This window comes from Aeromonas sp. s1(2024) (genome assembly GCF_040908005.1).
GTDB classification, from domain to species: domain Bacteria; phylum Pseudomonadota; class Gammaproteobacteria; order Enterobacterales; family Aeromonadaceae; genus Aeromonas; species Aeromonas caviae.
The window spans coordinates 33,449-44,529 of record NZ_JBFOCW010000026.1 but is presented as its reverse complement, the minus strand read 5'-3'; the positions used below and the strand labels follow the sequence as shown (position 1 = coordinate 44,529).

Annotated in this window: 12 protein-coding genes; 4 read left to right on the top strand and 8 right to left on the bottom strand. The window is 64.8% G+C overall.

Translation table 11 applies throughout. The features are described 5' to 3' along the window. Position 1 precedes the first annotated feature (1 nt). The 3 genes from AB5Y70_RS06785 to AB5Y70_RS06775 are packed head-to-tail and all read right to left on the bottom strand — an operon-like array spanning position 2 to position 1,213. Positions 2 to 472, bottom strand: a complete 471-nt coding sequence (locus AB5Y70_RS06785) for a YeeE/YedE family protein (protein ID WP_049637057.1) — start codon at positions 470 to 472, stop codon at positions 2 to 4. A 13-nt stretch (positions 473 to 485) separates the two neighbouring features. Then, positions 486 to 899, bottom strand: a complete 414-nt coding sequence (locus tag AB5Y70_RS06780; protein ID WP_049637056.1) for a YeeE/YedE family protein — start codon at positions 897 to 899, stop codon at positions 486 to 488. Further along, positions 899 to 1,213 carry a helix-turn-helix transcriptional regulator gene (locus tag AB5Y70_RS06775; RefSeq protein ID WP_049637055.1) on the bottom strand — a complete coding sequence of 105 codons (315 nt, stop codon included), beginning with the start codon at positions 1,211 to 1,213 and terminating at the stop codon, positions 899 to 901. Before AB5Y70_RS06775 ends, AB5Y70_RS06780 begins: the two co-directional genes overlap by 1 nt. Before the next feature lie 88 nt (positions 1,214 to 1,301). Here AB5Y70_RS06775 and AB5Y70_RS06770 point away from each other — a divergent pair, with 88 nt between their 5' ends. From AB5Y70_RS06770 to AB5Y70_RS06755, 4 genes are all read left to right on the top strand, one after another. Beyond that, complete coding sequence (locus AB5Y70_RS06770; RefSeq protein ID WP_049637054.1) at positions 1,302 to 1,487, top strand: DUF2892 domain-containing protein; 186 nt, start codon at positions 1,302 to 1,304, stop codon at positions 1,485 to 1,487. Positions 1,488 to 1,539: 52 nt separating this feature from the next. After that, positions 1,540 to 2,811, top strand: coding sequence for an NAD(P)/FAD-dependent oxidoreductase (locus tag AB5Y70_RS06765; RefSeq protein WP_049637053.1), 1,272 nt, complete (start codon positions 1,540 to 1,542; stop codon positions 2,809 to 2,811). Positions 2,812 to 3,182: 371 nt separating this feature from the next. Continuing rightward, on the top strand, positions 3,183 to 3,557 hold the full coding sequence (locus AB5Y70_RS06760) for a hypothetical protein (RefSeq protein ID WP_041213245.1): 375 nt from the start codon (positions 3,183 to 3,185) through the stop codon (positions 3,555 to 3,557). A gap of 181 nt (positions 3,558 to 3,738) precedes the next feature. Continuing rightward, the gene (locus AB5Y70_RS06755; RefSeq protein WP_041213246.1) at positions 3,739 to 4,467 is read left to right on the top strand and encodes an MgtC/SapB family protein; all 729 of its coding nucleotides are present in this window, start codon (positions 3,739 to 3,741) and stop codon (positions 4,465 to 4,467) included. 78 nt (positions 4,468 to 4,545) lie between these two features. Here the strand turns inward: AB5Y70_RS06755 and AB5Y70_RS06750 are convergent, their stop codons facing one another. The 5 genes from AB5Y70_RS06750 to AB5Y70_RS06730 all read right to left on the bottom strand — a co-directional run bounded on the left by AB5Y70_RS06750 (position 4,546) and on the right by AB5Y70_RS06730 (position 11,008). Next, complete coding sequence (locus AB5Y70_RS06750) at positions 4,546 to 5,556, bottom strand: substrate-binding domain-containing protein (RefSeq protein WP_049637052.1); 1,011 nt, start codon at positions 5,554 to 5,556, stop codon at positions 4,546 to 4,548. Positions 5,557 to 5,583: 27 nt separating this feature from the next. Continuing rightward, positions 5,584 to 6,999, bottom strand: coding sequence for a sucrose-6-phosphate hydrolase (locus AB5Y70_RS06745; protein ID WP_049637051.1), 1,416 nt, complete (start codon positions 6,997 to 6,999; stop codon positions 5,584 to 5,586). Then, positions 6,999 to 8,363: a sucrose-specific PTS transporter subunit IIBC gene (locus tag AB5Y70_RS06740; RefSeq protein WP_041214803.1), complete on the bottom strand. Its 1,365-nt coding sequence runs from the start codon at positions 8,361 to 8,363 to the stop codon at positions 6,999 to 7,001. Before AB5Y70_RS06740 ends, AB5Y70_RS06745 begins: the two co-directional genes overlap by 1 nt. An 83-nt stretch (positions 8,364 to 8,446) precedes the next feature. After that, positions 8,447 to 9,406, bottom strand: coding sequence for an aminoimidazole riboside kinase (locus AB5Y70_RS06735; protein WP_202007512.1), 960 nt, complete (start codon positions 9,404 to 9,406; stop codon positions 8,447 to 8,449). A 111-nt stretch (positions 9,407 to 9,517) separates the two neighbouring features. Further along, complete coding sequence (locus tag AB5Y70_RS06730) at positions 9,518 to 11,008, bottom strand: carbohydrate porin (RefSeq protein WP_080767822.1); 1,491 nt, start codon at positions 11,006 to 11,008, stop codon at positions 9,518 to 9,520. Between the last annotated feature and the right edge of the window lie 73 nt (positions 11,009 to 11,081).

The window sequence follows — 11,081 nt, the reverse complement described above, 5'->3', positions numbered from 1 at the left end:
ATCAGGCGGTATGGGACTGGCGCACCTTATCCTTTCCCCGAGCTGGCGCCTTGGTCAGCACCCTGGCCAGCCCTCTGTCAAACAGCAAGATCCCGGCCACCATGGCCGCGATAAACAACAATATCATGGGCTGTCCGCTGGAAATGAGACTCAAGGCAGGCCCAGGACAGATGCCCACCAATCCCCAGCCGATACCAAACAGCGCAGCCCCGCCAATCAGGCGGCGATCCAGCACGGGAGCGGGAACCCGGACCATGGGCTCCCCCAGCAGGCTCAGACGACGGGGTTTCACCAGCAGGAAGTAGCCCGGCATGAAGACAGCCAGGGCGCCCCCCATCACGAAGGCCAGGCTGGGATCCCAGGCACCGGCCAGATCGAGAAACCCGGTGACCCGCGCCGGATCCATCATCCCGGAAAGGGCCATTCCCAGCCCGAACAACAGACCCGCAAACACACTTGTCAGCAATTTCATGGCAATCAACCCGTCAAAACATGTGGTGAGTAAAGAACACGGTCGCCACGCCCATCCCCATAAAGGTGAGCGTCGCCACCACGGAGCGCGTCGACAACCGCCCCATGCCACAGATGCCGTGGCCGCTGGTACAGCCATTGCCAAGGCGGGTGCCGATGCCCACCAGCAAACCAGCCAGCAGCACCACTGGCCAACCGGGCAAGGTGGTAAATGCGGGCATGCTGGCCCAACCCAGAGTCAGCGCCAGCCAAGCCCCCGCCCCGAGCCCCAGCAGAAACAGCACACGCCACGGCGCGCGGTGTTGCAAGGCACCGGCCAGAATGCCGCTGATCCCGGCCACCCGGCCGTTGAACAACATCAGGATCAGGGCCGCGAGCCCCGCCAGCATGCCGCCGCCCAGAGAGAGCAGCCATTGGCTTTCCATCATCAAGATTCCTTATTTTCTGAGTGACAAAAGTGGGTTTGCAGCGCCGCCAGCACATCGGCGGCGGCCTCGCTCACCAACGAGTAGTAGATCTGCTGGGAGACCTTGCGCGAGCGGATAAGGCCCTGGCGCTTCAATACCGACAGTTGCTGGGAGAAGGCCGACTGCCCGAGCTGGCTGTGGGCCAGCAGCTCCCCGACCCCCTTCTCCCCTTCCACCAGCTGGCAGAGCACCATCAGGCGTTCAGGATGAGCCAGCGCCTTGAGCAGGCCGGCGGCGGCAGTCGCATGTCGGTTCATCTCGTCGAAGTGGCTCATAAGATTAAATTAGCAATTGCTGATATTTGTTCTATTGTATAAAACAACTCTAAATTAGCAATCACTAAACAAAAAGGGGAGACGAGAAATGACCATCGATAACGGAGTCAGAGTGGTCGCGGGTGGCATGTTGCTGCTGTCGCTGCTGCTCACGGCCTGGGTCCACCCGGGCTTTGTCTGGTTGAGCGTCTTTGTCGGGGTCAACCTGATCCAGAGCGCGTTCACCGGGTTCTGTCCCGCCGCCGCCGTGCTCAGGCGAATGGGGCTCAAGTAGGCAGGCGGACATATTGGCTCACAGGAGCCGTGTAATAGAGCGGAGGCTCATTATGGCAACCATCATCATCATCGGGGCAGGGTTGGGGGGCATGTCGGCCGCCTACGAGCTCAAGGCCGAACTCGGCAAGCAGCACGACGTCATCCTGGTGAACGACAAACCCGACTTTGAATTCAACCCTTCGAACCCGTGGATTGCGGTCCGGTGGCGAGAGCGCAAGGATATCTCCCTCCCCATAGAGCCTCATGTGAAGAAGAAGGGGATCCGCTTCATCCACGCCGCCCTGACCGGGTTGCAACCCCTCGAACAGCAGATCCGCCTCTCCGATGGCCAGCACCTGCACTACGACTTTCTGGTGCTCTGCACCGGCCCCGCACTCGCCTTTGAAGAGGTGCAGGGAGCAGGCCCGACGGCGGGCGGCACCGCCAGCGTCTGCACCCTCTCCCACGCAGAGGAGTGCCTGCACAGTGTCAACGGGCTGCTCGACGAACCGGGTCCGGTGATCGTCGGTGCCATGCCCGGCGCCTCCTGCTTCGGCCCGGCCTACGAATACGCCTTCATCCTCGATCGCCACCTGCGCGACAAGAAGGTGAGAAAGGACGTGCCCATGACCTTTGTCACCAGCGAACCCTACATCGGTCACCTCGGCCTCAACGGCCTGGGGGATTCCAAGGGCATGCTGGAGAGCGAGCTGCGCATGCGCGACATGCAATGGATCTGCAATGCCCGCACCGTGGCGGCCAGGGATGGGGTGATGACGGTGGAGGAGCTGGATGAAGATGGCAACGTCAAGCGCACCCACAGCCTCCCCTACAAGCATGCCATGATGCTGCCCGCCTTCGCCGGCATCAGCCCCCTGCGGGGCCTCGAGGGGCTGGTCAATCCCCGCGGGTTCGTCATCGTCGACGAACACCAGCGCAACCCTGTCTTCCCGCAGATTTACGCCGCCGGGGTCTGCATCGCCATCCCGCCCCAGCACAAGACGCCGGTACCGACCGGGGTGCCCAAGACCGGCTACATGATCGAGGCCATGGTGCGCACCCTGAGCCACAACATCAAGGCGGAGCTGGACGGCCAGCCCCCGGTCACCCGGGCGGTGTGGAATGCCATCTGTCTGGCGGACATGGGGGACACAGGGGCCGCCTTCGTGGCCATGCCGCAGATCCCGCCGCGCAACGTCGCCTGGTTCAAGAAAGGGAAGTGGGTCCACCTGGCCAAGATAGCGTTCGAGAAGTATTTCCTGCACAAGATGCAGGTGGGCGACACCGAACCCATCTATGAAAAACTGATGCTCAAATACCTGGGCATCGACAAGACCCGGTAACCCCCCAAGGGCCCGCCGGTGAAGGGAAGAGGGCTACCTTCACCGGCGCTTTCATCTCTTTTTTATTATGTTTCAATATGTTGCTATCAAGGGCTCGGGGTTTACCCAGGCAGCCGTATCGGCTACCATGTCGCCTCTTTATCACTAGCGGAGACCATCGGTGGGCAACTCATCAAGTGACAGACGCACGCCGACCCTCGTCGTCGGCACCCTGGTCGCGAGCTAGCCGCAGGTTATTCTCTGCCGCGACTCGCCACCCTGCGAGAAGTGGATCCCTCTTTTCCCCGCTTTTCACACTTGACGTCAGGTGACGCGGACTCATCCCCCGACACCTTGCCTGCATAGTTTCTGCTTCCCAAAAGGAGGCTGCTATGCGCTTGATTTCAAACAACTCTGTCGCTGACAAATCCCCTTCCCTGCTGAGCAGACTGGGACGGGGCCTGCGACCACTCTGGCAACGTGGCAGACGGCGTCAGCACCTCTATCGGCTGCACATCCGCTGCGAAGACAGAGCCGACATGGAGCAGGTGCTGGCGGCGGTGAGCCACACCCTGCAACCGGCCGGACTCAGTCCTCTGCAGTCCATGAAGCCCGGGCGCGGTGAAGGCCGCGTGCTGGTGCTGAGCCTCTACTGCACGCCGCCCCAGCGCCGCTATCTGGTGCAGTTCATCCACCAGGTCGGGGCTGTCCACCCGGTACGCTGGGAACTGCGCCCCCGCGCCGGGGACGACGCCACCAGGCATTGACCCTCGAATGAGGCGGGTCCTTCCCGGGCAACCGTGAAGGCCCTCTTCCCTGCTCTGCGCCATCCCGCCCCGTCAGGAGGCGGGTCGCGCCCTTGCATTCACCACGATGTCGACCTTGCCCCCCGTCTCTCACGCAACCCGGGGGCGAAGGCTGGTCGGCATCCCCAGAAGGAGACCCTTCATGAGAATGTGGCAACAACTCGATTTTCTCGCCCTGCTCGACACCCTGGCCAGCCTGCTGCTCGCCTTCGTGCTGGGCAGCCTGGTCGGCCTGGAGCGCCAGTACCGCCAGCGCACCGCCGGCCTTCGCACCAACGTGCTGGTCGCCGTGGGGGCGGCCCTGTTCGTCAACCTGGCCCAGCGCATCTATGACCTGCATGGTGGCAGTTACGGGGTCGTCCACGTGGTGGCCTACATCGTCTCCGGCATCGGTTTTCTCGGCGCTGGCGTCATCATGCGCGAGTCCGGCAACATCCGGGGCATCAACACAGCGGCCACCCTGTGGGGCGTGGCCGCTGTCGGGGCCGCCTGCGGCGCCGGGTTCGCCCTGGAGGCCATCCTCGGCGCCCTCTTCGTGCTGGCCGCCAACACCCTGCTGCGCCCCCTGGTCAACCAGATAAACCGTGACCCGGTGGACAACATGGACACCGAAGTGACCTATCACGTGACCGCTCTCATCGGCCGCGCTCACCAGAAGGAGGTACTGCCCTGGCTCGAGCAGATGCTGGAGCAGGCCCACTACCCCCTGAGCGAGCTCGACATCACCCCCTTCGGCGATCAGGATCTCGAGATCTCGGCGGCGCTGCTCGCCACCGCCATCGATGGCACCAAGCTCGATGCCCTGATGAACACGCTCGGGGAGCACCCTCACATCAAGCAGATCTTCTGGCGGGCCAGCATCACCGATTGACGCCCTCATACCAGACGCAGCACAAAAAGCCCCGCCGGATCCGGCGGGGCTTTTTCACAGGAAAGGGAAGCCGTGTGCCTAGCGGCGGCTGCGCCAGCGCACCCTGGGGTTGATGACCTGGGCGGTCTGGGCAGGGGGATTGCCCGCGATGAGTTGCTGCATCATCTCGAAGGCGGCCCGGGCCAGGGCCGGGCAATCCTGGGCCACGGAATCGATGCGCATGGGGATGCAGTCGAGCAGATCGTGATCGTCGAACGTACACAGGCGCATGCCGGTCTCCATCAGTTCCGCCTCGTTGAGGTAGCGCAGCACCCCCTCCAGCAGGGTGAAGGAGGCGGTAAAAAGCCCCTTGGGCGGCGCCCCGAGTTCGTCCACCAGCTCGGCCATCAGCTGATAACCCGAGCTCGGCTGGTAGTCACGGTGGCGGACCCGGTCTGAAGTGGCCTCCAGCCCGGCCCGGTGCAATCCGAGCTCGTAACCCGCCAGCCGGTGGCGGCTGGGGGAGAGATCCAGCAGACCGCCGAAGTAATAGATCTCCTCCCCGCAATCCTCGGCCATATCCTGCACCAGCTCGGCGGTAGCCTTGCAGGCGTCCGAGATCACCATGGGCAGGCGCGACTCACCGATGTGGCGGTCGAGCTGCACCACCGGCAAGCGGTCGTGGATGCGGGCATAGATGTCGTCACTGTGGCCGCTGGAGGCGACGATGAGGCCATCCACCTGACGGCTGATGAGGTTGTCCACCACCCGCTGCTCCAGGGTGGGGTCATCCTCGGAGCAGGCGATGAGCAGCTGGATCCCCGCCTCCCGACAGCGGGCCTCCAGGGCACGGGCGATGCTGGCGAAGCCGAAGTTGGTGAGGTCAGGGATCACCAGCCCCCAGGTGTAGCTGCGCACCTCCCGCAGGGAGCGGGCATGGATGCTCGGCTGATAGTGGCACTCGTCCGCCACCGCCTGGATCCGCTTGCGGGTATCGTCGGCGATGCGGTATTCCGCACTCTTGCCGTTGAGCACCAGACTGGCGGTGGCCTTGGAGACCCCCGCAAGCGTGGCTATCTGGGCAATCGTGATCCGTTTCTTCTTCTCCACCTGACCTCCCGGCACACTGAGACCGGGCTATTGTACTAGGCAGGTCGCCAGCGGCCAGTGATCGAGGCAAATTTTGCTGCCATCACCACCGCAACGTGCGGAAAGTACTGGGTTTTCGCCGGGGAAGTAACGGGTCGACAAGCTCTGGCGACCGCCATCGACGAAGCACTCCAGGCTGGAGCGGTCACACAAGACGGTGATCTTGCCCCCAAGCCAGGGGGCGCTTCGCTCCTCCCACTCCCCGCTCTGCCAGTTCTGGCGCCGCAGGACAAGACGCCCCGGCAGCCAGCACAGCTCGACCACGGCCCCGAACCCGAGGCGCCCTTCACCGCACAGCGCCAGATCGAGCCAGGCCGAGTCGATGGCCAGGGCAGGCAGCTCATCCGGCGCCCCCTCGAAGCGGGTCTGCACCCCTTTCAGGGCGCCCAGCTCTGCCACCGGCCGCTGGCAGAGCCACTCATCCTGCCAGAACAGCTCCCGCGGGCAGCTCATCTGGTGGATCCAGCCGTGTTCGAGAGTGGGCTGGCTCATCTCGTTCTCCTCCGGCAAGCCCAGCCAGCCGAACAGCAGGCGCCGCCCCTGACTGTCCTGGGTAGTCTGGGGGGCATAGAACTCGAATCCCCTGTCCAGCTCGTGGAAAGCCCCGTGGGCGAAGTGCGTCCCGTCGAAGTCACCCGCCAGCCAGCCACACTGGTAGAGGTTGCGATAATCCTCTCCCTGCGGGGCAATCCCCTGCGGGCAGCTGATCAGCACATGGCGATCTCCCAGGGGGAAGAGGTCCGGACACTCCCACATGTAGCCAAACTCCCCGAGACCGCCGCGCCCGCTGCCGGCGATGGGGCCCACCAGCGTCCAGGCATCCAGGGTGTCACCGCGATAGAGCAGCACCTCACCCCGATCGTCCAGGGTACGAGCCCCCAGCACCATCAACCACTGCCGACCGTCGTGCCACACCTTGGGGTCGCGCACATGGCCGCTGAAGCCTGCGGGCAGGTCCAGCACGGGTCCCAGCTTCTCGAAGCCGCCCTCACCGTCGGCACGGGCCAGACACTGGTAGGCGGTGCGGCTGCCGTCCGGGTATTTGACGTTGCCGGTATAGATGAGGGTCAGACGCCCCTGCTCGTCGCTCACCGCCGAGCCCGAATAGCAGCCGTGACTCTCATAGGCCTCGGTGGGCAGCAGCGCCACCGGCTCGTGCTGCCAGTGCAGCAGATCGGTGGAGGTGACATGCCCCCAGCCCTTGTTGCGGTGCTCGCAACCGAGCGGGTTCCACTGGTAGAAAAGATGGTAGCACCCGTCGTACTCGATGAAGCCGTTGGGATCGTTGAGCAGCCCCACCGGGGCTGCCAGATGCCAGCGGGGCCGATGGGGATCGGCCGCCGCCTTGAGCTGTCCAGCCAGCAGGGACCGGACAACCTGGTTCAGGAGATGGCTTTCCTTCATCACTCCACCTTGTACTTGAGCAGGTAGGAGGCGGCGAAAGCGGCGCCAAAGGCGATCACCAGACCGATGACGTAGTGGATGAGGCTCATGGGCTGGACGATGGCCATGCCCGGGATGCCGGTCAGGCCCACCGCCGTCATGCCGACCTTGGCCGCCACCACGTAGGCGCCGCCGCAGGCCCCGCCGAACAGACCGGCCAGGAAGGGCTTGATGTAGCGCAGGTTGACCCCGAAGATCGCCGCCTCGGTGATGCCGAGCAGGCAGGACATGGCCGCCGGCACCGTGATGGCCTTGATCTTCACATCGCGGGTCTTGAAGTAGACCGCGAGGCAAGCCCCACCCTGGGCCACGTTGGCCATGGCCCAGATGGGCAGCAGGAAGTTGACGCCGATGGCAGGGTTGGCCAGCAGCCCCGCCTCGATGGCGTGGAAGCTGTGGTGGATGCCGGTGATGACGATAAGGGAATAAGTCCCGCCAAACACCAGACCCGCCAGCCAGCCTGCCTGCTCATAGAGGGCGCTCAGACCGAACGAGATGCCATCCCCCAGCACCCGCCCGGCGGGGCCGATGAAAAGCAGCGCCACGAAGCCGGTGATGATGACGGTCAAAAACGGGGTGAGGATGAGATCCAGGGCGTCAGGGATGCGCTTGCGCAGCTGCTTCTCCAGGTGGGACATGAACCAGACCGCCAAGAGCACCGGGAAGACGGTGCCCTGGTAGCCGATCATGGCGACATCCAGGCCGAAGAAGTCCATGGTCTTGAAGCCCCCGGCCACGCCCCAGGCGTTGGTCAGGGCCGGGTGGGTGAGGATGCCGCCAAGGGTCGCCCCGAGGTACGGATTGCCGCCAAACTCCCGCGCCGCCGTAAAGCCGATGAGGATCGGCAGGATGATGAAGGCTGCCGAGCTGAACATGTCGAGCATGACGAACAGGGCGCTGTCGGCGTTGACCCAGCCGTAGGTGCGCACCATGCCGAGCAGCCCCATCAGCAGACCGGAGGCGACGATGGCCGGAATGATGGGCACGAAGATGTTGGAGAGGGTCCGCGCCAGACGCTGGGCCACGTTGAGCTTGGCCGTCGCCATGTCGGTCAGCTCCGCCTTGCTGGCGGTGCCGGTCCCGGTCAGGGTGACGAACTCCGCATAGACCTTGTTGACCAGGCCGGTGCCGAAAATGACCTGGATCTGGCCGGCGTTGCTGAAGCACCCCTTGACCCCCTCCAGCTTGTCGATGGCGGCCTTGTTCACCTTGCTGTCGTCCGCCAGCACCAGCCGCAGCCGGGTGGCGCAGTGGGCGGCGCTGACGATGTTCTCCTTGCCCCCGAGCAGGGGCACCAGATCCTGGGCTATCGCACTGATATTCATATTCTTCCTCTTATGACCCGCCACGCTGGCGGGCCCTTGTCACATGAGAGTAGGGGCTGTCGAGCCGGGCTTCTAGCCGCAGATCAACTGCCGTCTGCGCCTGATCGCAAAAATTCATCCAGCCGGGTGCGGGTGGGCAGTGCCGTCATCGCCCCCTTGGCGGTGGTGGCGAGCGCCCCGCAGCCGTGGGCCTGAGCCAGAATGGCGGGCAGCTCGGCCAGCGTCGGCAGCGAGGTCCGTTCGGCCAAGGCCGCCAGCAGCCCGGCGACAAAGGCGTCCCCCGCCCCCGTGGTATCGAGTGGCGTCACTTTGGGCCCCACCCACTCCAGCAACTCGCCACCCAGACGGGCCACCACGCCCCCCGCCCCCCGGGTCACCAGCACCAGTGCCGGGCCTGAAAGAGTGGCAAGCCCCGCCGCCAGATCGTCCAGACCGCTCAGCAGTTGCAGCTCCTCCACCGAGAGCTTGACCACGTCTGCGAGGGCCATGGCCTCGCGCACCACGGGCAGCATCTCGGCAGGGTTGCCCCACACCTCTGGCCTCAGGTTGGGGTCGAAGCAGACCCGCCCCCCGACGGCCCGGATGGTCGCCATGGCTTGCAGGCAACTGCTGCGCACCGGCTCGTTGGCGAGCGCAATCGAGCAGGTCAGCAGCCACTGCCCGGCCTGGAAGACCGGCAGATCGGCGTGGCTCAGGAATTGATCGGCGCTCGGGCGCACCATGAAGGTGAAGCTGCGCTCCCCCGCTTCATCGAGATCCACCAGCACCGTGCTGGTGCGATGGGTCGGATCCTGGATCAGGTGGCGAATGTCGACCCCCTCCCTGGCCAGGGTCTCCCCCATGAAGCGGCCGAAGGGATCCGCGCCGACCCGGCCAATGAAAGCCGACTCCCCGCCGAGCCGGGCAACGCCCACCGCCACGTTGGCCGGTGCGCCACCCGGACACTTGAGGTAGTGCTGCTCCCCTTCCGGGATCAAGTCCACTACCGCATCCCCCATTACCCACACACGATTCGTCACCTTGTTGCTACTCCACTGCTGCACAGGATTTGCCGGGGTCAGCCCCGGGTTCTGGGTCCGCATTATCAGCTAAACCGTTTTAGCTAACCAACAGATCCCGGGGCCGCCTGCCATTTTTGTGATCGGGATAACGAACTAGAACCAGGTTTCCATCTGCACGCCAAAGTTCCACTCGCCCCCGGCGGTGAAGTTGCTCTGGCCCATGGCATCGGAGCTGGCGTAGTTGTCGAGCTCGGAGGACCAGTCCATCCAGGTGGCGAACACCCGAAGCTCGGGCCGCTCGAAGAAGCCGGCGGTCTGCGCCTTGAAGGTCGGCGCGAAGGTAAGCTTGGTGAAATCGCCGCTCACCGCCTGACGACCCTTGTAGCCCTTGGGATCGAGGTCCATGTACTGCCAGGTCGCCTCGTAAACCAGCTCGACGTTCTGGCTCAGCACCTGGGCCAGGCGGCCATTGAGGGTCACCCAGCGGTACTCGTCCCCTTTCACGTAACGATCCTGGCTGTGCTCGGCCAGCAGGGCCGGGGCCACACGCCAGCGGGGCGCAAGATCGGTGGCGCCAAACACGGCGACCCGCACCGCATCGGCATCCGGCAGCAGCTCGCTGTCGGAGCCCAGCCCCTTGAGCTCGGCACCCAGACCGTGGCCATACAGCACCGCCGCCTTGGAGAAACCGGGGTTGATGCCAAAGAAGCTGTCGGCGTGGTAGGCCACCAGGGTGTGGGCACCCTTGTTCGCCGCTTCGCTGCCCGCGCCGCCGTCGTTGATGCGCGCCTCGTTATCCTTGGCGGAGAGGCCGTTCAGCATCCACTGCCAGTTGCCAACGCGGTTGTTCATGGTGAGGATGTAGCTCTCGATGTCGGAGAGACCGCTCGCGCTGATGTCGCCGTAGTCGCGCCCGTAGAGGGAGAAGTTTGCCTTCCAGCTGTCGGCCAGCTGCACGTCGTAGACGCCGCCGCCGGTACCGGCCAGGAAGACCACGTCCGAGTCGAGCCAGTGGATGTCGAAGTTGTCCCGGTCAAAGCGCTTGCCCGCCCAGAGCACCGAGTGCTGGAAAGGACCGCTGAAGCTCGCCAGATCGCCGATTTCGGCAAACACCTGGCGGGTGTTGAGGCTGGAATCGCTGGCGGTCCAGTCGTTGCTGGTCTCCACCCCGTCCGCCAGCATCAGCTTGTAGCGGGCCCAGCTGCCATCGTCGAAGGTCTGGGTCTTCAGCAGGTTGGCCTCCATGTAGGTGTCATCCTCGTTGCCAAGGCGACCCACGGCGCCGCCCACCGAGCCGGCCGGGGTGATGTAGGGGCCGCCGCGGCCACCATTGCCGTTGCCGTTCACCAGCAGGCCCGAGCGGGCATAGCCGTGGAACTCGAAGCCCTGGGCACCGGCGGTCTGCTTGTCCACCTTCTCGCTCTGGGCCTTGGCCACGGCGGCGGTCTCGCGGGCTTCGCTCGCCTTGCTCTGGGCCTCGTCGGCCCGCGCTTCGGCAGCGGTGGCGCGCGCCTCGGCTGCCTGCACCCGCGCCTCCAGCGCCGCCAGACGAGCCTCGATACCACCATCCGCCGCCCACAGCGGGCTGCTCATTCCCAATCCCAGCGCCACGGCCAGCGCCAACTTGCTCTTGAACATCGTCATCGTCCTCACCTGTCTTCTGTCGCCCGTCCGGGCTCTGTTGTTGTTGACGAGCCGAGGATAGCTAAACCGCTTT

Excerpts from the sequence above, each read along its gene's own strand:
- AB5Y70_RS06755 (WP_041213246.1), top strand. The coding sequence starts at position 3,739 with ATGAGAATGTGGCAACAACTCGATTTTCTCGCCCTGCTCGACACCCTG.
- AB5Y70_RS06745 (WP_049637051.1), bottom strand. The coding sequence starts at position 6,999 with ATGAAGGAAAGCCATCTCCTGAACCAGGTTGTCCGGTCCCTGCTGGCT.
- AB5Y70_RS06740 (WP_041214803.1), bottom strand. The coding sequence starts at position 8,363 with ATGAATATCAGTGCGATAGCCCAGGATCTGGTGCCCCTGCTCGGGGGC.
- AB5Y70_RS06775 (WP_049637055.1), bottom strand. The coding sequence starts at position 1,213 with ATGAGCCACTTCGACGAGATGAACCGACATGCGACTGCCGCCGCCGGC.
- AB5Y70_RS06730 (WP_080767822.1), bottom strand. The coding sequence starts at position 11,008 with ATGACGATGTTCAAGAGCAAGTTGGCGCTGGCCGTGGCGCTGGGATTG.
- AB5Y70_RS06770 (WP_049637054.1), top strand. The coding sequence starts at position 1,302 with ATGACCATCGATAACGGAGTCAGAGTGGTCGCGGGTGGCATGTTGCTG.
- AB5Y70_RS06780 (WP_049637056.1), bottom strand. The coding sequence starts at position 899 with ATGATGGAAAGCCAATGGCTGCTCTCTCTGGGCGGCGGCATGCTGGCG.
- AB5Y70_RS06765 (WP_049637053.1), top strand. The coding sequence starts at position 1,540 with ATGGCAACCATCATCATCATCGGGGCAGGGTTGGGGGGCATGTCGGCC.
- AB5Y70_RS06785 (WP_049637057.1), bottom strand. The coding sequence starts at position 472 with ATGAAATTGCTGACAAGTGTGTTTGCGGGTCTGTTGTTCGGGCTGGGA.
- AB5Y70_RS06760 (WP_041213245.1), top strand. The coding sequence starts at position 3,183 with ATGCGCTTGATTTCAAACAACTCTGTCGCTGACAAATCCCCTTCCCTG.